At 62.2% G+C, this 24,801-nt stretch carries 15 protein-coding genes; 1 reads left to right on the forward strand and 14 read right to left on the reverse strand.

Annotated elements, in window-relative coordinates; genetic code table 11:
• The first annotated feature begins 388 nt into the window (after window positions 1-388).
• Entirely contained in the window at window positions 389-1,372 is a 984-nt protein-coding gene (hemC, locus tag C2L64_RS47710) for a hydroxymethylbilane synthase (RefSeq protein ID WP_103154218.1), read from the forward strand.
• A gap of 1,453 nt (window positions 1,373-2,825) precedes the next feature.
• Here the strand turns inward: hemC and C2L64_RS56485 are convergent.
• The 14 genes from C2L64_RS56485 to C2L64_RS47790 all read right to left on the reverse strand — a co-directional run bounded on the left by C2L64_RS56485 (window position 2,826) and on the right by C2L64_RS47790 (window position 24,060).
• Window positions 2,826-3,236, reverse strand: coding sequence for a DUF3331 domain-containing protein (locus C2L64_RS56485; protein WP_103154219.1), 411 nt, complete (start codon window positions 3,234-3,236; stop codon window positions 2,826-2,828).
• 502 nt (window positions 3,237-3,738) lie between these two features.
• The gene (locus tag C2L64_RS47725; protein ID WP_242681996.1) at window positions 3,739-4,308 is read right to left on the reverse strand and encodes a nitroreductase family protein; all 570 of its coding nucleotides are present in this window, start codon (window positions 4,306-4,308) and stop codon (window positions 3,739-3,741) included.
• Between the two features lie 1,062 nt (window positions 4,309-5,370).
• On the reverse strand, window positions 5,371-5,901 hold the full coding sequence (locus C2L64_RS47730) for a type II secretion system protein (protein WP_086910737.1): 531 nt from the start codon (window positions 5,899-5,901) through the stop codon (window positions 5,371-5,373).
• Complete coding sequence (locus tag C2L64_RS47735) at window positions 5,898-6,287, reverse strand: type II secretion system protein (RefSeq protein WP_086910736.1); 390 nt, start codon at window positions 6,285-6,287, stop codon at window positions 5,898-5,900. The genes C2L64_RS47730 and C2L64_RS47735 overlap by 4 nt, the downstream gene beginning before the upstream one ends.
• Window positions 6,288-6,291: 4 nt before the next feature.
• On the reverse strand, window positions 6,292-6,831 hold the full coding sequence (locus C2L64_RS47740) for a type II secretion system protein (protein WP_086910735.1): 540 nt from the start codon (window positions 6,829-6,831) through the stop codon (window positions 6,292-6,294).
• The gene (locus tag C2L64_RS47745; RefSeq protein ID WP_103154220.1) at window positions 6,828-9,359 is read right to left on the reverse strand and encodes a secretin N-terminal domain-containing protein; all 2,532 of its coding nucleotides are present in this window, start codon (window positions 9,357-9,359) and stop codon (window positions 6,828-6,830) included. The genes C2L64_RS47740 and C2L64_RS47745 overlap by 4 nt, the downstream gene beginning before the upstream one ends.
• A gap of 90 nt (window positions 9,360-9,449) precedes the next feature.
• A complete protein-coding gene (locus C2L64_RS47750; RefSeq protein WP_103154221.1) occupies window positions 9,450-9,974 on the reverse strand; it encodes a hypothetical protein in 525 nt (174 codons plus the stop codon).
• Window positions 9,971-10,807 carry a hypothetical protein gene (locus tag C2L64_RS54660; RefSeq protein WP_208648319.1) on the reverse strand — a complete coding sequence of 279 codons (837 nt, stop codon included), beginning with the start codon at window positions 10,805-10,807 and terminating at the stop codon, window positions 9,971-9,973. The genes C2L64_RS47750 and C2L64_RS54660 overlap by 4 nt, the downstream gene beginning before the upstream one ends.
• Window positions 10,804-11,355 (reverse strand): PilN domain-containing protein, encoded by a 552-nt coding sequence (locus C2L64_RS47760; RefSeq protein WP_086910732.1) that lies wholly within the window; start codon window positions 11,353-11,355, stop codon window positions 10,804-10,806. Before C2L64_RS47760 ends, C2L64_RS54660 begins: the two co-directional genes overlap by 4 nt.
• A complete protein-coding gene (locus tag C2L64_RS47765; RefSeq protein WP_208648320.1) occupies window positions 11,352-12,146 on the reverse strand; it encodes a hypothetical protein in 795 nt (264 codons plus the stop codon). The genes C2L64_RS47760 and C2L64_RS47765 overlap by 4 nt, the downstream gene beginning before the upstream one ends.
• Before the next feature lie 73 nt (window positions 12,147-12,219).
• On the reverse strand, window positions 12,220-13,905 hold the full coding sequence (locus C2L64_RS47770; RefSeq protein WP_086910731.1) for a GspE/PulE family protein: 1,686 nt from the start codon (window positions 13,903-13,905) through the stop codon (window positions 12,220-12,222).
• Window positions 13,902-15,089 carry a type II secretion system F family protein gene (locus C2L64_RS47775; RefSeq protein ID WP_086910730.1) on the reverse strand — a complete coding sequence of 396 codons (1,188 nt, stop codon included), beginning with the start codon at window positions 15,087-15,089 and terminating at the stop codon, window positions 13,902-13,904. The genes C2L64_RS47770 and C2L64_RS47775 overlap by 4 nt, the downstream gene beginning before the upstream one ends.
• 74 nt (window positions 15,090-15,163) lie before the next feature.
• Window positions 15,164-15,595, reverse strand: a complete 432-nt coding sequence (gene gspG / locus C2L64_RS47780) for a type II secretion system major pseudopilin GspG (RefSeq protein ID WP_207634784.1) — start codon at window positions 15,593-15,595, stop codon at window positions 15,164-15,166.
• 86 nt (window positions 15,596-15,681) lie between these two features.
• Window positions 15,682-24,060: a discoidin domain-containing protein gene (locus C2L64_RS47790; protein WP_244212271.1), complete on the reverse strand. Its 8,379-nt coding sequence runs from the start codon at window positions 24,058-24,060 to the stop codon at window positions 15,682-15,684.
• Window positions 24,061-24,801: the final 741 nt, after the last annotated feature.

Raw genomic sequence — 24,801 nt, forward strand, 5'->3', positions numbered from 1 at the left:
TCGCTCTGCTATGGCCGAGTGCAGCTTCATGCAATGAGCATACGTGGTCTTCAATCTCGCAAGGCTGCGATCGGCAGCACGCGACCCCATATAGCGGACGGTCGCGTCTTATGAAAGCGGTCGCTGGCGAATTGTCCAATCATCCAGGAATGATCGCTCAGCGTTACATAGATATCGGCGCGTTCGCGAGCCCGTCAAAGCCTTGAGATCGGGTAGTGATCCGCCAAGGTAGCTCAGCGGCCTAGACCTTACTGGAGTATCTCCCGCCGCCTATGCACGTGTAGGGCGTTTGCCCATCCTTCGGCATGGCAGTGCGACCAGGGAGAGGTTGCCACAGCCCGTGCTAACATCATTTGTTATTCGATCCCGTATTCCAATGACTCGAGCAATGAATTCCGAGACACTTGCGCCCACGCCGCCCGCCACGCTTGTGATCGCGTCGCGGGAAAGCCGGCTTGCCATGTGGCAGGCCGAGCATGTGCGAGTTGCGCTGCACAAATTATATCCATCTTGTGACGTAAAAATCCTCGGAATGAGGACGCGCGGCGATCAGATTCTCGATCGCACGTTGTCGAAGGTCGGCGGCAAGGGGCTGTTCGTGAAAGAGCTGGAAAACGCGCTTGCCGACGGCCGCGCCGATCTCGCCGTTCACTCGCTGAAAGACGTGCCGATGGAAATTCCCGAGGGCTTCGCGCTGTCGACCATTATGGAGCGCGAAGATCCGCGCGATGCGTTCGTCTCGAATCAATATGATTCACTGGCCGAGCTGCAGCCCGGCAGCGTGGTCGGCACGTCGAGCCTGCGCCGCGAAGCGATGCTGCGCGCGCGTTATCCCGAACTGGTTGTGAAGCCGCTGCGCGGCAATCTCGACACGCGGCTCAGCAAACTCGATCACGGCGACTACGCGGCCATCATTCTCGCTGCGGCGGGCCTCAAGCGTCTGGGTCTCGGCGACCGGATCCGCTCACTGCTGGATCCCAACGAAAGCCTCCCAGCGGCGGGCCAAGGCGCCCTCGGCATCGAGATTCGCGCCGGACGAGCCGATCTCGCTGCGTGGCTCGCGCCGCTGCATCACGAACACACAGCGGCCGCGGTCGAAGCCGAGCGCATGGTGTCGCGCGCGCTGGGCGGCAGCTGCGAAGTGCCGCTCGCTGCGTATGCGACATGGCACGACGGCGCGCTGCACCTGCGCGGCGTCGTCGCGACGCCGGACGGCCAGCGCGTGCTTAGCGCCCGCGCATCGGCGACCGCGGCAACCACAGACGCCGCGCTCGAACTGGGCCGCGAGGTGGCAAGCGAGCTTGAAGCGCAAGGCGCGCTCGACATCGTGCGTGCGCTCTCAACGGCGAGCGGCCCGGCGATGGGCTCGTGATGGCGGTCGACTCACACCCGACATCCGCCGGCGCAGGCGCGTCACGAGTGGCGAACTGGCGATTGACAGCAACGACATCGGCCGTTGCGAATGGTGTTAGCGCGTGAGCGGCTTATGTTTGATAGCGTGGCATTAGTCGTGGGCTGCGCTACCATCGCGCATCGATTGACGGTAGGTGGACGAGTCGCAACGCAAGGCATCTGCCGACGGGATGTCGTCTTCGAAGAAGCCTAAATATGCTGGAGTCTGTGCCGCGCCCAGAGATTGCCTGACACACCCAGCGTTCGCACCGATCGAGAGCAACGTGGTGAGCGTCATTGAGCGATTCGTGATAAAGCGCCATGGATGCGGCGAACGCGGTTCCGAATCGTCAAGCGGCGCAGTGGCTTGCTTCGCCGTCCGCAGCGCCGCTTCGAGGCGCGAGCGTTCCGGCCCATAGACAGTGAAACCTTCGTTAGCCAGGGCGGCGGTGTCGTATCAGAGCAGCGCACACAGGCACGTCTTGGCGACACGGTCGCGTTCGTCGGCCTCACGCGACTGTGCGATGAACGCTATCTCGGCATTTGTAATTTGGCCCGCGCGCATGAATACCGGATTGGCGTCGGACCACGCGTCGGAACGGCAGGCCTTTGCAGCTGGATCAAGCGGCAGGAATGGGTTAACTTCTGCGGGATAGATGCGACACACGCGTGGGCGCCGATCGTAGGCGCCGCAGGCCGTGTCCGGGAAGGTTGGGGCACGGTCCCACGAACGCGGCGACGAGCGTCACTGTTACGCGGACCAGCAATGTCCCGCTTTGCGCTGGGAATGACCGGCGGCGTCGGTGTTGGGCGAGACCATCGCTCACGGGCGGATCTTGCGGCCAAACGATAGCATCGCAAAAGAGCTGGACATCGCCTCCGTGCTCAATCCATCCGAGTGCTTCGTCAATCGAGAGTGGCAAACGCAAATCGTGGCAGCAACGACCGCACATGGTGATGAAACGTGAGTCGACATTGGCAGGCCTCGGCGAACGGTGATCGGCAGGTCAAGTTAATTCATCGGGCAGTCACTTTGGCTACACCGTTGCAAACTGTTGGGATCGGCTATTTTTGCTGCCGTGACGGTCAGTTTCGCTCAATGCTCGTGTTGCCGGCGGTACGCAACACCGGGGGCGGAGCTGTTCGACTTACGCCACGCTCTCGCAATTACTTGCACGCTCAATTGCGGTACAGGCGCAAAGCCATCGGCGCACGAGTTTTAGTCCAAGCAGAACGCGCAACCTCCGTGGCGTTAGGCGCGCTGGACTGACTGCGGTCCCCGGACCGCATTGAAATGACTCGGTAGGTCTGTCATAACAACTATTGCTCCACCTGAAAATCGTGTCTTAGAACACGTCGGGCGTCAGTGCCTAGCGTTTAGTAGCGAAACCGTTGCACTGCGCACGCGCAACGAACCACCGCATCCGGTTCGCCTACTCGGCATGGCGTCCGACTGTTCCGTATACAACAGAGGCGAGAATCATGGCTTGCGAGTTTTGTGGCTCGACACTTGTGTAGGCAGGCCGGTAGACCTCATCGCCTTCCCGGATGACAGAGTGGCTGAATGCGCAACGACCAGCGAGTCGCGCTTTGGTGGCGCGCCAAGATTGATGACCGTAGAAGCACCGACCTGGATCGCTCCAAAGAACGATGAGAGTGGAATTGGTCGGTCGTTCGAGAATACGAACCTGCACTTTGTTGCCTGCGCGGTACGCCGATGACGTGTTTGGTTCCGCGGTAATGATGCTTCGAACTCTGTCGTGCCTGTCATCACCACCGGACGACAGCATCTCGAGAGTTCGATGCCACGCTTGGCTGCCCCCTACGTTGTCACTGCTATACATATTTTCCTTACTGTTGCTACGCCAGGACGTCTACCGCTCCGTTTTCGTTGACTGCGTGCAGACGACCAAAATCAATACGGCGACTAAAGATACGGTCGCGATACAGATCCTCCAAGATACGAGCGCGAAGGGGCGAAAGACTCGTCATGCCAGTCTTCAATTCTCTTTGCTATTCAGTGCAAGCCTTCAATTTCTTGGCCCAAAAAGGCAACTCGAACGGACGAGTGCCCCCCCTTTGCAGTCGTTGCGTGCTATATGGCGGATGTCTAGGGCCCGGTGCCCCGGAAGTCTTTCCGCTTTTGAACTTGTTATTGTAATTTCGAGACACGTCAGAGGAAAGGTCCAAGAATGAACATATCTTCTATACCAAGATCCGACGCGCACACGTCTCTTAATCTGACCCAATCTATCTGCGAAGACGCCGTTGGCCGAGCATATTTCTTTTACGGTACATCCCACCCCAGAGAGGTAACTGAGCCCGCAGCTAACGCTCCAATCGCGATCAGGATAGCCAACTTGAAAACTCATCCTCTGATTTTTTTAAGCCACCGAAGCGGGGCACAGTGCAACCGTCGGCGGGGAATCCCGTAACCAAAAGCAAAAATGGCTTTTCTGATGCCGGTCTTCCACAGATATCGTTGAGGAACCCCATTGGGCTTGGCGTATGGGTCATGGTCGCCAAACCCGCTTCATGCAGAGCCGCGATCAAAAAACCGGTCGCGATGCCGGTTGAGTGGGGAACGTAGTAGTGTTTGACACGGCGACCATCATCCAAGCTCGTATGATTAACGGAAAACACTGCTATCAGAACGGGCGCAATCTCCAAAAAGGGCTTGCTTTCGTCGGTGCCTAGCGGCTTCAGCGCATCCAGCCATTCCTGCGGCGCTCTGCTTCGATAGAAAGCTCTCTCCTCCTCTTCAGCGGCCACTCTTATACGTCGTTTCAAAGCTGGATCTTTCAATACGACAAAATGCCATGGCTGAAGGTTGGCGCCCGAGGGTGCTGTTGCCGCTGCCCGCAATGCTAGTCGAATCACCTCGTCAGGCACCGGCTCCGCCGAAAAATCGCGCACGGTCCGTCGCCGGCAAATGCTCTCATAAAAGGCCCGTGCATGAGACTCCATCTCAGCCAACGGGCGGCGACTATATCCATTCAGATCATCAAACTGTGGCTCCCGTCCTATATACGATGGGAGGTAATCTCGGAACTCCATCTTTACGTCCGCTGTTGACATTTTTGATTCACCTAGGTTGGTATTAATCTGATCCCATTAAACGGGAAAGCACGTACTTCTAACGCGTACGTGGCAGTGCTTTTCCAAGTGTCGCTTTGTCGTACGCCGTCCAACTTCGCTCACGTTGCCAGAGAGCGGTTGCTGGGAAAAAGAGATTTGTCAGCGTCTGTTCGATGCGTTTATAAAGCCGGCGCGGCGTACGGCTGTCCGTGCATGACAGACGCTGCCGCCGCTCCTGTTCGGACGCTCGAGCACCAACTCCCTGATGTCGCACTGGCCCGCGCGATAGCCTCTCGGCCGCCAGAAGGGCTGGTGACGGCTTCGACATTGCGCGCGAGTGCCCGCCGGAGCACCCAACTGGACGCTTCAGCGCGACCGAACCAAGCGCGAAACGCACATACGGCGTCAGGAGATTCCCGCCGGCGCGCAACCTCGTCGCGATGAAAGTCACCCGGCCCACCCTTCATGACGTCAAAGGCGCGCGCACAGCCCGCATCCACACACGATATCGATTCACTGGGGTGACCAGAAGGGTCAAAAAACCATCTCGGGACTGGGCCATGTCAGTTCAGGCGTGCAGTGTCAGAATCGTATGTATCGCCTACGCTCCGCGCGCGGACCATGAGTACCCTGACAGGCATCGACAGGCTGTTCACCGTCCGCCACTTCAACGCCGAAGTCATCGTCCTGCGCGTGCGTTGATACCTGAGTTACAAGCGCAGCTTTCCGAAACTGGTAGAAATAATGGCCGAGCGCAGACAATCGCGGCCGAACACGACAATCGTGCGGTGGGTCATACGCTTCCGAAATTCGTAAAGCGCTGGGGCCGGTTTGAAAAATCAGTTTATGGAACTTTACCTACCGCCGTCCCCGATTTGCACCGGAGCCATCCAACGTTGGTCACGGACGTCTCGCTATGCCGACGCTGGGCGCCCGCGCCACTGCGGGGAAGCGCGCGACGAAAATCCAGTCTGCGTAGTGCTGCATGTCGTCGAATCCCCGAAACTCCGCAGCAAAATGAGCAAGCTTGATGGGATGCGAGCTGGACGCACTGTGTATGCCGACGATCAACTGTCCATCGGGCGATTTGACCAGCACCCAATCGACTTTCCCCGTCAGTGGATCGTCGTAGAGCTTGCGCAGGTGCCGCATGGGATTCGGATAGCGCGGGTCGCGCAAAAGATCGTCGAGCGTGCGCGGCTGGGTCGGCTGGCCCGATGGCGTAGCAAGGGCGTAGCTGAGCAGCGCACGCTGAAATTCACTGCCGACGAACAGCAGTTCCTCTTCGGCCATCCGCCGCTGATAGATGCCGCCAAGCTGGGCAACGGCTGCCGCCGCAGCGCCGATGATAGCTATCAGAATCAGCAGCGCCAGATACGCGTAGCCGCTTTGCGCCTTTCGCACGTGATGTCTTTGCGGTCGTCGTTTCATAACGCTCCGTATGGCTGGCCAGCGAGCGTCGAGCCGGATGCCCCACTCTTGATGTCATAGACCTTGCCGGGCATTTGCTCGTCGGGCGGAGCCACCATCACCCACGTCGTCGCGCTGTCCGAAACGGGATCGAATGGCAGCGCGCGCAAATAGTGCTTGTCGACAAGTTCCTCGAGAGAGTCCGGGTAGCGACCCACGTCGCCATAGAATTTGTCGATGGCGTCGCGCGTCACCAGCAGGTTCTCCGCGAGGATTTTTTCCTTCGACGCATCGATCGAATGAAAATATTGCGGCAACGCCAGTGTGAGCAGCAATGAAACAATGGTTAGCACGAGCAGCAGTTCGATGAGCGTAAAGCCCCGGGTCTTGCGCAAGCGATTTCTCATCGCGTCACCATCTACGGTAGGGGATGCCATTGAGCCCGACGCCTTTGGAAAGCGTATACACGTCGTACACGTCGTCGCCTTCCTGAGGGTCGTCTGCTTCGCTTGCGTAGCTGCGCTTGCCCCACGTGGCTGCGTCGGTGAGCGCGAGATCGTCGTTCATTGGATCGCGCGGAATGCGGCGCAAAAAGTAGAGCTTGTGCCCTTTCGGATCGGTCTTGTCCTGCACACCATCGACCAGCAAGTCCAGTTTCGGCGGATACCCCGTCGCGCCGGCGTCCACGGTGACGCGCCCATCCCTTGCAGCCGTCTTGTAGGCGTCGATCGCGTAGCGGATTTCGTGCAAGGCCTGACGCAGCTGTTGCTCGCGCTCGCGTTGGCGCATGACCTGCGCGACAGGCACCGTCATGCACGCGAGAACGCCGAGAATGGCAAGCGTCACCAGCAGTTCGATTAGCGTAAAGCCCGGCGATTCGCGTGCGAGCCCATCGCTCGATGCACGGTCGCACCGCCCGCCCGCCGCCGTGCGGCCAAGGCCGCGCGTCATTGCGCCCCCACCACGCCGAAGGTGTACGCCGACGGCGGCGCCATCGTGACGGGCATGCCGCTCACGCCGATCACGGAGCCGGGCTGAATCTGAATCGATGTCTGCGAGGCCGAGGCCAGCGCCTTGAAGCTCAGCACCGCATATGTGCCTGGCGAAGACGCGCCCGTGCTGCCTTGGACCGAGTCGCTCAGAACTAGTCGCCCGCCCTGCGCAAGACGGTTGGAAAAGCTGGTCGGAGCGCCGCCCTGCTTGAAGAAGTCACCTTCCGTCACGCCAATGAACTGCAATTTCGCGGTGTCGAAGCTCACGCTCGACGACACGCTCGTGACAGGCTGGTCGGCCTGCATCGTCACCGCGACGCTCACCGAATCGCCGACCTTTACCAGGGGCGGCCCTTGCATCGTCATCTGGGCGGTGCCCACGCCGCCCGATGTGCCGCCGACAGCGCCTCCCAAGTAGGGCGCACCGTCGCCGCCATAGTACGATCCCGTGCCGGCACCGTAAGCTCCGTTCGCGCCATAGGCCCCGCCCGCGCCATAGGCTCCGTTCGCCCCGTACGCGCCGCCCGTCCCGTTGCCCGCCCCATAGCTGCCGTTGTTACCATTGCGCGAAGCGTTCGCCGCCGCACGCGCTGCTTCGTCACCCGTCGACGAAGCGTTGAGCGTGGGCGATGCGGCGGGAAGCCCGTTCGACTGGATCATGCTGCGCATGTTCGATTCCGTACCGGACGTGAAGTACGCGAGATCGGCGTCAGGACGCTGGATATTGCGAACCAGATGCGGCGTAATCGACAGCACGATCTCGGTGTTCTTGTCGTCATCCGTAGTCGCGCCGAACAGACGGCCGAGGACAGGAAGCTGTCCAAGGCCCGGCAGCTTGTTGCCCGAGGTGCGTTCCTGATTGTCGATCAAACCGGCGAGCACGTCTGTCTCGCCGTTTTTTAACTGCAGCACGGTGCTAGCTGTACGCGTTCCGATTTCGTATGCGGTCGTGCCCGACGCGCCGGAGACCTGATTGAGCAGGCTGCTGACCTCGAGTGAAACCTTGATGCCAACTGAGTCGTCGAGGTAGATCGACGGCTCCACGCTCAATGTCAGACCGATGTCGAGATAGTTGACCGACTGTGAGACGAAGCCTGTCGAGGTAGCTGTCGACGTGATGTTCGGCACGCGCTCGCCAATCAGAATCTTCGCCTTCTCGTGGTTGTGCACGCGGATGCGTGGGTTGGTCAGTAGCTTTGCATCGGAATCCTGCAGGTTCGTACTGACGGTCGCCTGCAACGACGACAGCCCGAGCGTGCGCGACGTCTGGTTCAGCAAATCGTGCAACGTCAACGACGGAGACGCGCCTGTCGACGACGTGGAACCGAACGATCCCCCGTTGATGCCGCCGAACGTGCTCCCCGGACTGCCTCCGTTAACAACGGGACTGACGACGCTGCCGACGGGCAACGGCGTCACCGTGACCGAGCCCGGCCAGGCGATACCCAGATGCTGAAGTCTCGTTCGCTGCACTTCGAGTACCTCGACTTCGAGCATCACCTCGGGCTCGGCGACGTCCTGGAGCGCGACGAGCTTTTCCGCCATCCGGATCGCGTCGGGCGTGTCACGCACGATGACCATATTGAGCTTCTCGTCCGCTACCACATCGTGAGATTTCACGATCGTTTTGAGCGTGTTGGCGACCGTCTTTGCATCGGCGTTGGACAAAAAGAACGTGCGTACCGCCAGCTCCTGGTAGTCCTTGAGCTTCGGAGTCGTTGCGGGGTAAATCAATACCGTGTTCTCGTCAAGCACCTGCTGCGCGAGCTGATTTGTCGCGAGGACGTAGCGCACGGTAGCGTCGATGGAGCTGTTCTTCAGAAAGATCGAGGTGCGCTGGTCCGTCTTCACATCCTTATCGAACAGGAAGTTCAGCCCTGAGCTGTGTGAGATGACTTCGAAAATCTGCTTGAGCGGTGCGTCCCTGAAATCGATGCGGATCGGCTTGCGGTAGGCGACGGCCAGCGCCGTCTCGACCCGCGCAGCGCCAGTATCGGCGTTGAGCCGACGCTTCAGTGCTAGGGCGCGCCGGTTGGCGGGAGCTTCCGTCAGCACGACATTGAGTATGCGGCGCGCTTCGTCGGGCTGCTGCCTTGCGGCGAGCGCCTCCGCCCGGCCGAGCATGCCGTCGATCCGCGCGCCGCTTTCGAGCGCCGCGACGCCGGCCAGGGCGCGCTCGTTATTCGGCTCAATGGCAAGCGCGTGATCATACATCTTGCGGGCGGCGTCGCGCGCACCGCTTACAGCGAAGCGGTCGCCTTGCTCGTCATAACGCACCAGCGCCTTCTCGCGCTCCGCGATCCAGGTGGCGCGGTAGCTCGCGTCTTGCGGCTCCTGCTTGACGGCCTCTTCGAGTTTGGCGAGCCCTTCGTCGACCTTGCCCTGTGCTACAAACTGCTGGCCGTCGCGCCAAGCTTTTTGTGCCGCGCAGCCGGCCAAGAGCACGGGCAAACCGACTACCAGCGCGCACCGCAGTATGTCGCACATTGCGAAGCTGCCTCTTGCACCACGTGTGTTTCGTGTAGGGAATAGCGTACGCAACAGTTGTTTCCTCTGTATTTCTTCTTGCCGCGCCTGTCAATCGGCGCTGCCGATATCTAGCGTCTGGACCAGCCTGGTTGGCAGATACACCAGCGTCAGGGTCGGGGGGGCGATCGTTTCGATTCGATATGTTCCGTCGATGATCGTCTGCTCGCGCACAATCAGCGTTTCGTCACCGCGCGCCAGGTAGACCTCCCATCGGCCATTGGCCGCCTGTTTGCCGAGATACGCAAAGGGGATGTCGGGCGCAGGCGGCGCAGTAGGCAGCGGTGGAATGTCCGTGCCTGCGGGCGCTGCCGAAGGCAGCGGCGGCGCGAGCGATAGCGCGCCGAACAACGCACGACGCCTGTCGCCGCCTGCGGCTCCGGCCCGCTCCCCGCGTGCGTGCAGTGACGCAATCGTCACGACGGACGACGCGACGCCCGAACTGACAGCCAGGGGGACGGCATGCTTGCGCGGCGCGGCTTCGACGACCTCTTCGGCAGGGGTGCGGCCCGTGAATGCGAGAATGGCCGCGCTCCCCGCGAACAGCGCACCGAGCACGATGTGCTTGCGTTTCATCGCCGCACCTCGGCTGCGGGCGCTCGTGTGTGCAAGGAAGCGGAAAGCGTCGGCACCGCTGACGACGCTGGTACCGATGCGGATTTCGCTGTGGCCGCCATCGATGGCGGCAATGGCGGCGGCAGCTGCAAGTGCACCACCGCCGATGACGGTACCGGCGCGGATACGGATGGCGATGCCGTTGCAGATGTCATCACGGAAGGCACTGCCGAAGCGGGCACCGGCGCCGATACGGGCATCGAAATCAGCGCCCTTTCCGCCACCGGCTCCCATGTGGCGGTGCGCAAGAACGCGGTGAAACGCAGATTCGCCTCGATAGCCTGATCGCTTGCCGAGTTGCGCTTGAAACGCATGTCGTCGAGCGCGGTGTACGGCACGTTGGCGAGAACGATCGCGCTGAAGCGCCGCAAGCTCGAATAGTCACCTTTCACGGGCATCACGATCGTATAGGTGTCGAAGCGGCCCGCGACATCGTGAGCCGGCTTGTACTCCGCCTTGTCCAGCACGACGCCCGTCTGCGCAGCCGCTTCGAACAGTTGCGACACGATCTCCTCCGTGTGCGCGCCGTCGCCGAGCGACGAGTAGAAGGCGTTAAGCCGCTGCGACGCGATCGCCGGCGCAGACACAAACAACTTCGGCGCGGGCATCGACCGTGCATGCGCCAAAGCGCGCTCGCGTCCATCGACACGCGCTGATATCCCCGGCAATACCAGGGTCCATAGCAGAATGGCTGCAAGCAAAAGCGCGCCTGCCGTCAGAGCGCCGGTGCCCGATCGCCCAAGTGCGAGACACAGCCGTAACACGGCACGCACAAGCTTTGGCAGAACGGTCACCACGTTATCTCCCGCCAATGCATCTCTATGCCAAAGCGAATGACGCTGTCCTGACCGTCTTTGGACAGCTCGTGCTTGACCAAATTGACGGCCCCGAACAGCGGCTGCCGTCCGAGCGACGTCAGGTAGTCGATCATCCCCTTGCTGTCGCCACATTCAGCCTCAATCCTGATCAGCGCGCGGCCCGGTTCAGGCGTGATCGACAACAGCACGACCTGCGATGGCGTGGCCGCTTCGACTGCATCGAGCAGCGCGTCCCACGGCAAGTTCAAACGCGCCACGGCTGCGTTGACGGCCGCGCCCTGCTTCGTGTCGACCGGTTCGCTCCTCACACTCGTCGATGTACGTGCGGCTCGCTCAGCGCGCGCTGCAAGCCGCTCGCCTTCACGGTCGAGCGAATCGAGCCGCAGCATGCGCTCGTGTATCCGAAGCCCGGCGAGCGCGCACAGCAGCAATCCCAACAACGCCAGCATGCGCGCAAGCGGGCGCACCCGATGGAATTCGCGCCGCATGGTGAGTGGAGCGAGATCGATAGGCAGACGCTTCATGATGTCGCGCCCTTCCCCGCGAAGCGCGAGAGGCGAGAGAAGATCGATGCACCACGGCCTTTACGGGTATGCGGGGCAGCGCCGGACTCGTGCCAATGCACGTTCATGCCCGCTTCGCCAGGCGATGCGGAACCCGGATGCCATCCGTCGATCTGCGGACCGTGAATGTGTAGCACGTCCGGCGCCGTCACGTCGTCGAGCAACGCGGCGCGTGCGACGCGTTCGCGCAGCCACGGCAGAGGCGGCACCGGCTCGGGCAGCACCAGCGTGCGCACGCTCGCGAGGCGAGGCTTCGGCGCATTCACAACGAGGCCGAGCGTCAGCGCCCCGTCACGCAGCGTCGCCAGCCACGCATTCGCGCCGAGCTCTCCGCGCGAAGTGTTCCAGGCATTCACGAAGCAGGGCGTCACCGCGACGAGGCACCCGCCGCCCGGCGCTACGGCCAGCCGCAACGCCGTCAAGACATTGCGCCAAACAGCGCACGCAAGAAACGGCTCGGCGGCCTGCCAGTCAGCGGTCAATTGCCACGCTGCCTCGGTGTCGCCATAGAGCGTCTGGAAACGCACTGCCGCGGCGGCGCGCAGATCCTGCATGCGCGCCGCGTTGGCGGGCGGTGTAACGATGAAGTAGCGCACCAGCTCGTCGCCGAGCGTGACGTAGACAGGCAATCCGTTGCCGCCCGCCTCATCGAGCGCTGAGGCGATCTGCGACGCGAGTGTGTCGGCATTCGGCATGTCCGCCAGCATGCCCAGCGGCCCGATGACGGTCGCCGCCGTACGCGAAGCGCCCACGCGTTGCACCGAAACGGATTCTTGCGACAAAACCACCCGGCAGTGTCCGCGCAGCCTGAGACGTGTGAGCAGATCACGCATTGAGGGTCACCCGCTTGACTTCGGCCAGCGTAGTCTCGCCGCGCCTGACAACACCCAGCGCCACCTCGCGCAATTGGCGCGTGCCGTTCTTGCGAGCGGCCTCCTTGATGACGCGGATCGGCTGCTTTTCAACCACCATGTCGCGGATCTCGTCGTCGAGAATCAGAATCTCCGCGATCGCGCGCCGCCCACGATACCCCGTGCCACGGCAGTCGCCGCAGCCGGTGCCTTGGCGAAACGCGAAGCCGGCGACATCGGCGTGGCTGAGTCCGAGCCGCGCCAGTTCGGCATCGCCCGGAGCATACGGCGCGGCGCAGTGCGTGCAGTTCACGCGCAATAGCCGTTGCGCCCAGATGCCGTTCAGCGCCGACACGAACGCATACGGATCGATGCCCATATGACTGAAACGGCCGAACACGTCGAACACGTTGTTCGCGTGCACGGTCGTCAGCACGAGGTGGCCGGTTAGCGCGGATTGCACGGCGATTTCCGCCGTTTCACGATCGCGGATCTCGCCCACCATGATCTTGTCCGGGTCGTGCCGGAGGATCGAGCGCAAGCCCCGCGCGAACGTGAGCCCTTTCTTCTCGTTAACAGGAATCTGCAGAATGCCGGGCAATTGATACTCGACGGGGTCTTCGATCGTGATGATCTTGTCGCGCCCGTTATGAATCTCCGTCAACGCCGCATAGAGCGTCGTCGTCTTGCCCGAGCCTGTGGGGCCCGTCACGAGCAGCATGCCGTAGGGCTCTTCGGCCAGCGAACGCAGCGCGGCGAGCGAGTCGCTGTCGTAGCCGAGCGCTTCGAGCGTGAGCGAGCCATAGGCCTCGATCATCGCGCGCTTGTCGAGAATCCGGATCACAGCATCCTCGCCGTGAATGCTCGGCATGATCGACACACGCAAGTCGATGTCGCGGCCACCCGCTGCCACGCGGAAGCTTCCATCCTGCGGCACGCGCCGCTCGGCGATGTCGAGTTCCGCCAGCACCTTTAGCCGTGATATCACCTGCTCCGCCGTTTCGACACCGTGCAGCGTGGCGGCCGCGTCGAGCACGCCGTCCACGCGGTACTTCAACGCGAGACCCGTCGCGGTGCTCTCCAGGTGAATATCGGAAGCGCCTGCTTTCAGCGCGTCGTACAGCGTCGAATTGACGAGCTTGACGGCCGGGCTCCCGGCCTCGTTGACCGTCTGGAACGACAGCACCTCTGCCGTTCGCGCGCCGGTCTGCGCCTCTCCGCCCGTGGTCACAAGACTGTCGATGGCGCGCGCCGACTCCTCCATGCGGATGTGATACGCCTGCAGGTCGGAGGGCAGCGCGAGCCTCATCTCGATCTCGCCGCCCGCCTGAGCGGCGAGCCAGGTTTGCAGATCGAGATCGAACGGGCTCGTCACCACACCGACCAGCGCACCCTCGTTGCGCAGCAACGCACAGCGGCGCTGCATCGCCCGCGAAAGCGGCACGCGCTCGAACGCCGGCTCGAGCGCGTACATCGCGGCCGTTTCGATGACCTCCATCGCAAGCTGCTGTGCGAGCGACTGCAGCAACTGGCGCGGCTCGATGCCCGTCAGCACCTCCAGTTCGGCCACGATATGACGATGGTTGGCCGCCGCCAGCGCGCGTGCGCGGGCAAGCGTATCGGCATCGAAAATCGGCGCGGTCGTGTCTCGCGTTGTCATGAAAGGCTTTCCGCGAGATCGAAAATGGGCATATACAGCAGAACGACGATCGTGCCGACGACGATTCCGATCGCCGACATCAGCAGCGGCTCGAACATCCGCGTGAAGCGGTCGATCCAGCGACTGATCTCGCCGTCGTAGAACGCAGCCGACTGGGTAAGCATCGCGCCCATTTCGCCTGAGCGTTCACCGACGCGAAGCATGCGCAACGAGATGGGCGTCGTCAGTTCCTGGGCCTGAAATGCAGCCGACAGTGATTGTCCCGACTGCACAGCAGCGCACGCTCGTATCATCCTTTCGCGCATGGCCGGCGTGAGCGTACCACCCGCCGTCTCCATCGCGGCGATGATGGGAATGCCACCGTCGAGCAGCATGCCAAGCGTCAAATAGAGCCGCGACAACTGATAGATCCGCAGGTGCGGCCCCAGCAAGGGAACGCGTCCGAGCAGGGTCGCGAAGCCTATCTTCGTAATGGCCGCGCGCGCCGCCATGCCTGCGACGATGACGACGCAGAGGGCCCCCACGAAGAGCGGCAAGCCATGCGCAGCGGCAAATTTTCCCCAGTCGAGCAGCACCTGCGACATCCACGGCAGCGGATGCCCCGTGCCTTCGTAAACCGCGGCGAAGCGCGGCACGACAAACGCGATCAGAAACGCCGACACGCCGCCGCCCACAACGAGCAGGATGCTCGGATAAATCGCCGCGCTGACGAGCTTGTTGCGCACCATGTCGATACGTGCCTGATAGTCGACGTAGCGTTGTAGCGCGCGCGGCAGATCACTCGTTCCCTCGGCCGCGCGAACGATGCCGACGTAAAGGGGCGGAAATACATCAGGTTGGCCCGAAAGCAGATTGGAGAACCGCTTGCCTTCGCGCAGGCCCCCGAGCAGCCGCTCCAGAATGCCGCGCAGCCTGGCCCCGCCCTCGCGTTCGAGCAGCGCTTCGAGCCCCTCGACGATGGACAGTCCCGCCATCAGGAGCGCCAGCAGTTCCTGGCTGAACAGCACGACCGAGATGCGGCCGTGCGAGCCGGACGCGCGCCTGAAGGTTCGCACGGGGGCAAGCCGTGTCGGATAAAGACCTTGGGCTTCGACCTGCGCACGAGCACCGGCTTCGTCCTGCGCATCGACGACAAGGGCGATGATCTCGTTCTCTGGCGAGAGCGCTTTCACTTCGTATTGCATGGTGCTGTGCTATGTGTCGCGGCTGCGTGGCGCGTGCGTTGTCGGGACAGGACGCCGCGCACTGTCTCATGGTGTCATTCGCTACTAATGTCGGCGTCTTCCCCGGCGCCGCCTGGCTGACCGTCGCGTCCATAGGAAATCACCGCGTAGTCGCCCTTGGTACCCGGCACCTGATACACGTAGGGATGTCCCCACGGATCGAGCGGAACCTCCTTCTTAAGATAAGGGCCAACCCACTTGTCCGAGCTCGCCGGCTTGACGACAAGTGCCTGCAGTCCTTCTTCCGTAGTCGGATACCGGCCCACGTCCAGCCGGAAGTTGTCGATTGCCTTGGTGAGGACGTCGATCTGTGCGCGGGCCACGGTCGTCTGAGACTTGCCCAGTTGCGAGAAGTAGCGCGGCCCCACGATCGCCGCGAGCATGCCAATAATGACGAGCACCACCAGCAATTCGAGCAGCGTGAAGCCCCGTGCCTTGCGTGTGCCCCATGCGCCTCGCCTGTTCATCCTTTCCTTCCGATACCGCATCGATACATCCTCAAAAAATGGGGCGCCCGTTTCGCATTGCCTGCCGCGCTCGACTCAAGCGGACATCACCAGCCGATGCCCATGACAATGTGCTCGGGATTGGGCGCGTAGATCGTCGAACTCGCGTTGGCGACGTCGTCGTAAGCAAAGCCGTAGGCCAGCCCGCTTACGCCGTGGTCATGCCAGAACCGCGCGTACTCGTTCGACGGCGACGCCGCGTACCACGCCGACGGCGTGCTCCACTTCGTCACGTCTTCCATCACGTGGCGGTTGAACGCCGCGCAGATCTGCGCTTCGATTGCCAGTTCCATCGTGTTGCCCGTCGCGAGCGCGCCGCTGCCTTCCAGAATGGCCTGCGTCGTCGGTTTGCCGACGTTGTAGAGACCGCCGCCCACGTATGCGCCGTTGTTCTGATTCACCTCCGCGAAAAGCAGCTGATCGTTCTGCACGCGCCCGACGAACTTGCGCGCGCCGACCGTCACGACGAGATCATTCGACGTGTAATAGCTCCACACCTGGTTCACATACGCGTCGAAGTAGTTGGCGTTCGGCTGCCCCGCCGCGAAGCTGCTCTTGGCGGGCGCCATGATCCGGTAGTTCGTGCGCGGCACAGGCTGGAACGCGGCCGACACTTCGTTCGCGTACGCAGCGAACAGATCGGCGCGATGCTGGGTGATGCCCGTCTGCTGATGCCACGTGCCGTTCTTGCCGTAGATGTCCTGCGTCAACGGGAAGCCGAACTCGTCGACCTGCGTCGTGTTGATGTAGATGCCGCTGTCGTTGTATGTGAACTCGTACCAGTCGAAGTTGATGTTAAGGTTCGGATCAGTGCCGTTCTGCGGGTTCGGCCCCGCATAGCCGACAATGCCGTTGGCGTCGTTGAGAATCCTGATGTACAGCGGACTGCCGAGCGACACACACACGCGGCCCGAGAACAACGGCGGCAGCTGCAACGTCTTGCTTTGCGCGAGCGTGAAGAAGTAGTTGCTGTAGTTCTGCCCGCCCGACGACAGATGGTTCGGCGCGTCGTTGTCCGAGGCGGACGCTGGCATGATCGTGCCGTCCGGTTTCAGCCACGCGAACTGGCCGGTGGCCGGGTCACGCGCGATCACTGCGACATACACCTGGTCGTCCGTGTACGCGCCGTTCGTGTTGTTCACAAAGTCCACGCCGATCACGCCGGGCTTGACCGTGTACTTCGGCACTGCCGTGTTGACGGACAACGTGGCGTTGTTCGACGTGACCGTGCCGCTCGGGCCCGTCACGTTCACGCTGTACACCGTGTTGTTATCCGCCGCTGTGGTGGCAGGCGTATCAAAGGTGCGCGCCGTCGCGCCCGCGACGGGCGTGCCGGCGCGCAGCCACTGATAAGAGAACGGCCCTGAGCCCGACATCAGCACCGCGAAGTGACCGTCCTGCCCGGCGGGTACCGTCTGCGTCGCCGGCTGCTCGACGATGACCGCCTGCGGCTGCGTCGCGCTCGCGTTGTTGTACGCCTCGAACTCGAACAGCGAGTAGCCGTACGGCGACGAGCGCTGGACGCCCTGCATGCGCACATACCGCGCCGTCGTGCTCGCGAACGAGACGTCTTCCACGCCGCCGTTGCTCGCGTTCTGCGTGTAGACCGTGTTCGACCAGTCCACGTTGTCGTGCGAGACCTGGATCTGGTAGGCCTTCGCATGCGCGTTCTCCCAACGCAGCATCACGCGGTTGAAGGTTTGCTCGGAGCCGAGATCGATCGTGATCCATGCGTTGTCGACGAATGCCGACGACCAGCGCGTGTTCTGGTTACCGTCGACGGCTGCCGAGGGCGGCGTGTTGCCGTTCTCGTCGCCGCTCGACGTCGCCTTGCGGTTCAACGCGAGATTCACGCTCGCAGCTTGCGGCACGAAGCTCACGCTGATGCTGTGCGCGGCTTCCACATCCGTAAACGTATACGACGGTTGCAGGCCCACGGGCTGCCCATCGACGATCACCGAACCGACGGCATACCCCGCCGCCGGCACCGCCGTGAACGTCTGCGAACTACCCTGAGGCACACCCACCTGGCCCGCCGGGCTGATGGTGCCATTGGCGCCCGCGCTTGCCGTGATGGAGAACTTCGGCGTCACGGCCGAGTTGTAGATCTCGAACTCGAACAGCGAGTACCCGTACGGCGTCGCGCGCTGCACACCCTGCATGCGCACGTACCGGGCCGTCGTGAGCGGCACGTCGATCTCCTCGCTGCCGCCTTGACCCGCGCTTTGCGTGGCGATGTTCGACCACGTCGCGTTGTCGTTCGACGTCTGGATCAGATACGACTTACCATACGCGTTCTCCCAACGCAGCACGATGCGATCGAACGCTTTCGGCTGGCCGAGATCGACGGTCATCCATGCGTTGTCGTTGAAGTCCGATGACCAGCGCGAGCCAGCGTTGCCGTCCACGGCATTGGCGGGCGCATAGCCCGCGTCCTGCGAGCCGCTTGCCGTTGTGTTCATGCCCAGCGCGAGGTTAGAGCTGGTGGAACCGCCGCCGGCGCCGCCGGTGCCGCCATTGCTGCCAGTGCCGCCAGCGCTGCCGGCGCCGCCACTTGCAGCGGCTGTTACCGTAAGGGTTGCGGGCTCGCTCGGCACGCCGCCCGCAGCGTTGCTGACAACGACGCTGTATAACGCGCCGCTGTCACTCGCCGTCGTAGCTGGCGTCGTGTAGCTGGGCGTCGTCGTCGTCGCAACGGGGGCGCCGTTCCTGAGCCACTGGTAGCTCAACGGACCGGCACCGCTCGCCGCCACTGTGAAGGTGGCCGTCTCGCCGGACGTCACCGTGACGGAAGACGGCTGCGTCGTGATGGCGGGCACGACCGGCTGGTTGTAGATCTGGAACTCAAACAGCGAGTAACCGTAGGCCGTGTTGCGCTGGGTGCCGTACATCCGCACATAGCGCGCCGTGACAGCCGGGAACGTGATGTCCTCGATACCACCCTTGCCGTCCTTCTGGTCATAGGCGACATGCGACCAATCCACACCGTCGTTCGACGTCTGGATCTGATACACCGTCCCGTACGCGTTCTGCCAGAACAGGATCACGCGGTTGAACGTCCTGGCCGAGCCGAAGTCGAGCTGAATCCACGACGGATCGATAAAAGACGACGACCAGCGCGTGTTCAGATTGTTGTCGACAGCGGCAGACGCCGGGTATGCATCGCCTTCGAGACCGCTCGACGTCGCCGTCGAGGCGATCGCGAGGTTCACCGCGGCGGCCGCCGGACCGAACGTTACGTTGATGGTGTGCGCACCCTGCACATTGTCGAACGTATAGCTGTCGACGATGCCGATGCTCTTGCCGTCGATCTGCACACCCGTCACCGCCGATCCCGCCGCTGGCGTGAACGCGTAGACCTGCGTGCCGCCCTGATACACCGACGTGCTGCCGTTCGGCGTAATCGTGCCGCTGCCGCTTGCGGCCGACGTCAGCGGGAACTGCGGCGTGTTGGCCGTGTTGTAGACCTCGAACTCGAACAGCGAGTAGCCGTACTGCGTTGCGCGTTGCGTGCCGTACATACGCACGTACCGCGCCTGGGTTGCGGCGAAGCGGATGTCCTCGATGCCGCCCTTGCCGTTCGCCTGCGTGAAGACGTCCTGCCAGTTCGAATTGTCCGTGGACACCTGGATTCTGTACTGCACGCCGTACGAGTCCTGCCAGCGCAGCACGACACGGTCGACGGTCTGGGCCGAACCCAGGTCGACGGCGATCCACGACGGGTCGACGAACGCCGACGACCAGCGCGAACCCGTGTTACCGTCGGTCGCGTTACCGGGCTGGTAGCCGTCGTTTTCATTGCCGCTCGACGTCGTGACCTTGCCTAACGCGAGGTTCGCGCTCGGCGACGGCGGCGGAGTCGCTCCGCCTGTTCCGCCTGTTCCGCCTGTTCCGCCTGTTCCGCCTGTTCCGCCATCGCCACCACCGCTCGTCGCCGCAGTCACGGTCAACGTCGCCGTCGCACTCGGCACAGTTCCGCCGCCATTGCTGATCTCGACGCTGTAGGTCGCGCCGTTGTCATTCGCCACAGTCGTCGCCGGCGTGGTGTACGACGGGTTCGATGTGATGGCCACCACCTGCCCGTTGCGCATCCACTGGAAGCTCAGCGGCGCGGTTCCCGTCACACCCACCGTGAACTGCGCGCTCTGACCTTCGGCCACAGACTGGTTCGCCGGCTGCGAGGTGATCACGGGCATCGCAGCCGATGCGCCGGACACGCATAGCGCCCAACCCGGCGTGTTATCGATGATGCCGGGCCACGTCTGGCCCGACGACGCGGCCAGATATGCATCTGTCGAAGTATTCGGCACCGGCGTCGTCGTCCATGTGCTCCACGGCGACGGGAACGCGCACGATGCGTAGTTCGCGCGAGAAATCGTCAAGGCCTCAGCACGCGTCGGCAGACGCATGCCTATCGCCGCACAATATTGCTGCGCAACCGACTGCGTGAACTGCGCGCCTTGGTCCGGGAACGTCGTGTAGTACTGCTGCCAGACGAGACCGCTTGCGTTGTCGCGAACGTTGGGCACGTACGGCCCGGACGGCAAGCCGGCGATAGTCGACTGCCACGTGCCGGGTTTCGCGCCGAGCAAGGTGTAGCGCTCGGTTTCGCTGCCGCACTGCGGCGCATCGACGACCTGGAATTCGAACAGCGAGTAGCCGTACTGCGTCGCGCGCTGCAGACCAAGCATCCGAATATAGCGCGCCGACGTGCTCGGGAAGAAATGGGTCTCGGTGCCACCGAACCCCTGAACCGGGCCCCCGAGCACACTCGTCCAGTTCTGGTTGTCGTTCGACACCTGAATGTCGTATTGCGACGCGTACGCGTTCTCCCACACGAGCACGACCTTGTCAAACGTCTGCACGGACCCGAGATCGATTGCAATCCACGACGGGTCCACACCCGGTGCCGACGCCCACCGCGACGTGACGGAACCGTCGATCGCGTACTGCGGCGCGAGGCCGCCGTTCTGCTGGCTGCTCGCCGTCGCCTTGCCGCTAAGCGCGAGATTCGAATTGTCGGCGCCGCTGACGCTGAGCGTGGCGGGCGAACTCGGCACGCTGCCTGCACTGTTCGTTACGGTGACGACATAGTTGCCGGCATCGCTGCCTTGCGCCTGAGAAATGAGGTAGCTCGGCGAATTTGAACCGATCGGCACGCCATCCTTGGTCCATTGATAAGACAACGGTGCCGAACCCGTCGCGACCACGTTCAACGTCACACTCTGGCCGAACGGGACGCTCTCACCCACCGGTTGCGACACGATGACGGGGCGTGTCGCAACACTGACCGTCAGCGTCGCGGTCGCCGATGCCGTGCCAGCGCTGTTCGTGACGACTACGCTATACGATGCACCACTGTCCGCTAACTGCATGACGGGTGTGTCGTACACCGGTTGCGTCGCCCCCGGGATCGGAATGCCGTTCTTCATCCACTGATAGCTCAACACCGGCGAGCCCGCTGCGACGACGGTGAACTCCGCGCTTTGTCCCGCAGTGATGCTCTTGGACAGTGGAGGCGTGACGATGGTCGGCGCGGCGGGCTGGACCACGTTCACGATCGCCGCACGTGACGGGACCGAGCCGCTTGCGTTGGTGACAGACACACTAAACGTTGCGCCATCGTCGCTCGCCTGGACCGGCTGTGTGATGTAGGTGTAGCCCGTGGCACCTGCGATCGGCGTGCCGTTCTTGAACCACTGATAGGTGATCGGCGATGTGCCCGCCGTCAGCACGGAGAACTGTCCCGTCTGACCCACCGTGATCGTCTGATCCTCAGGTTGCGTGAGGATCTGCAACGCCGACGGTTGCTGCGGGCCGACGACGAGGTCGCTACCATTAAACGATTGCGCGTCGGTGGCGGGTACGACATTGAACGAGACCGTGCCGCTCCCCAGACCCGGCGATGTCGCTGTCACGGTCACTGTGCCCGGCGTGAACTGTGTGCGCACGGCGATCTTCGTCATGCCGCCTTCGGCCGACAGATTCGCGTCGCCCGGCGCGTGATACCCCTGTCCCTGGGTCGCCGTCACGTAATGGTCCGCACCGCCGCGATAGGTGCCGGGACCGCTGACTGCAAAAGTCAGCGTCTGGCTCGCATCGGGCACGAGCACGTTGTTCGCATCGACGACTTGCGCCGTGATGATTGCCGCGTCCGTTCCGTTGGCCGTCACCGCGAAGACATCGCCATTAGGCTTGGTAAGGCGCGGATCGACCGTGAGCAGAATATGGTCGGCAGGGCCGGCCGTCACCAGTTGGTCCGAGGCTGCGACCTGGCGGTTCGCATCGAGACATTCAGCCCGCAACGTGCCAGGCGCCCACGTGACGTTGTCCCAGTGCACCTGGCCGGGCAGCAACGTGGTGTTCTGCGTCAGGTCGGCGCTCGGGTCCATGTTCGACGGATTCGGCACCTGTTCGCCTCCGATCTGCTGACCGTTAAGGACGAGACGCACTGCCGGGCAATTGCTGAACGCGTTGACGCGCACGACGCCCGAACGATTCCACGTATGCGCGAGCTTGACGACCGGCTTGATCTGGTACGGCGTCCAGACCGCTTCGTAGATGTAGTAAAGCAGACGCGGCAGACGGTTCCAGTCCATCATCGACGCGCCATTGGAACGCACATCGACGTTGAGCACGCCGTCCGTCTGCGTGTTGATTTCACCCGGCGTGTCGGCCAGGTACCAATGTGCGATGCCGAACGATTTGCCGGCCACGCTGTGCACCCAGTCCTTGATGTAGCTCGCGGCGAACGCGATTTCGAAGTCATACTTCCAGCGTCCGACGCCGTCGCCCCAGTACTCCGAGCCCCACGCCGGCGAACCCGGGAAGGTCTTCTTGACGTTGATGTCACAGCCCTGACCGCTGCAGCCCAGAATGTCACCGTTTGCCGCATTCGGCGTGCGGTCGGCCTGCGCTCGTGTATTAACCGGGTCCCATACCTGCGACAGCGCCTTTAGGGATTGCGCGAAGCCCGTATCGGTTGCGCCGTTGTCTGCCTCCCACGCAAGCACCGACGGGTGATTCCGATCATGGACGATCATGTCGCGATGCAGTTCTTTCTTCAACTGCACGTTGCTGGCCGTTGTGCAGCCCGTCGTCACTGCCGACGAGCAGATATTGGCGAAGCCGTTTTCACCGTCCCCGCTCGGCTGGATCATCATGATCCCGTAGGCGTCGGCAGCTTCGAGGAAGTCGCGGCCCTGGCTCGAATGGCCAGGCCGGTAGAGACTGCCGCCCGCCTGCGCGAGGAGATACAGGTCCCGCCATTGCAGTTCGGCCGGCACAGCCGAGCCAAGTGCCGGATAGTCATAGCGACCCGATGCGCCCCACAGATAATGCGGGTGTCCATTGATGATCGGGAAATTCTGGTCCCACGTGAGCGTGCGAATGCCAAGCGGGCTTTCCTTCGAATCCACCACGACGCCGTCGATGCTGACCGAGTGAATCACGCGGTACATGTACGGGCGGCCATACGTACTGTTGTTCGGATACCAGCGCGTGGGGTTGGCCACGGTCAGCACCTGGTCGAACAGAGTCGGATTCAGCGCGCCCGTTCCGTTCGCAGGAAGCGTTTTCACGTCCTGCGCGGTCGCCACGACAACGCCGCTGGCGTCGACGATCTGTGTCGTCAGCCTCACCTGCTTGTCGGCCGAATATTCGTTCGCGACATTCGTCTGCACGCGGATCGTCGCCGACGTGTCGCTGGCGGAGATCGTCGAGACGTATGTGCCCCACGTATTGAGCACCGCGTAGATGTTCTCGGGAATGTGCACGCGATCCGTAATGTGCATCCACACGGGCCTGAAAATACCCGTGTCATCCTGCCCGAAACGAAATGCCCCGGCAAAGCTCGGCGACCCGAAGAACTTGTCGCCGCGCGCGACCTTGACGGCGAGTACGTTGTCGGTACCGTCGAATTTCACGTAATTCGTGATATCGACAATAAACGGAATAAATCCGATGACGTGCGTCGCGTTCGGATTGATCTGGCTATTGCCGGGAATGAACTGACCGTTGATGTAGACCTGCGCACCCGTGTGTGCGCCCTCGAACTCAACCAGTACCTTGCGGTTGGCAAGCGATGGGTCCAGGGTGAAGTGCTTCCGATACCAGTTGATATTGCCCGTCAGTTGCCCCTGGCCGCCGCCCGAAGGCAGGTTAATGAACGTGTCGTAGTCAGCAGGCGTCTGCGGCACGCCAATGGATTGCCAGCGTGAATCGTCGAAAGCCGGCGACATCGAGTTCGGATCATCGACGTCCTTGACGTACTTCCAGGGTGTCGCGCCCAGGTTGATTTTGATGTGATTGGATGGCGGGAGCTCGTCACTCGCGACGACATGAGTCGCGATGAACATAGACAGAAACCATAGCAATGTAAACCAGACTGCGTGCTTCCCCGCAATATGCCCAATGCGATCGCGCATTGTAATTTCCTTCTAGTTTTTGTTCGCTTTTCTTCTCTTCCAGAGCAATGCCTGATTACTTCTGGCCCTGCACCGCTTTGGATCCCCGTCTTCGATTTCTGCCCCGCCATTTCCATTCATCTTCGGCCCCGCTTTCGTTCTTCTCCTGGTCTTCCCACGCCGACCATTGAGGAAGCGCATTGAGCCGCAAACGTTTTCCAGCAAATCGAATTCGCGGAATCTACACCAACTTTTTTCGTACGTCATGAAGTCTTTGTTGACCTAGCGCCGTTACGGAGTAACGAAAAAGGGAACTGATTAAAACGTCATCAAGATTTAGGACGATCGCGTGATCACGACGGTCGATCTACACATTAAGAAATGGGCGAGTACTTCACTGCTCGAACCGTTATGCAGTAACGTATCGAAATCGCGTTCAAAGGAGAGAAAGTTTGGTTTGTAGTGACCGCGCCGTCTACAATCCGAACCGCCTCCGCCCGTGCGTAACGGGTCACGTTGTCCCTGAATCGGCGGCCGCGTTCACTGGAATACTCACGAACCGCTACCCTCGAGGCTAGAGCGGTCGCGGCGACCGGCGAAAGTCATCCGCTGCTAAACGAGCCGCGTTATGCTCGTGGCTCGTCAAATCGCTCCACACTTGTCGGGGTTATAAAGGCCACCAGCAGTGTCGATGGCGCATCGCCCAGCGAGATACAGAAAAAATTGGGACCAACATCCCGCGCGCATCGACAACAGCCTTTA

It is taken from the genome of Paraburkholderia hospita, from assembly GCF_002902965.1.
Lineage (GTDB): Bacteria > Pseudomonadota > Gammaproteobacteria > Burkholderiales > Burkholderiaceae > Paraburkholderia > Paraburkholderia hospita.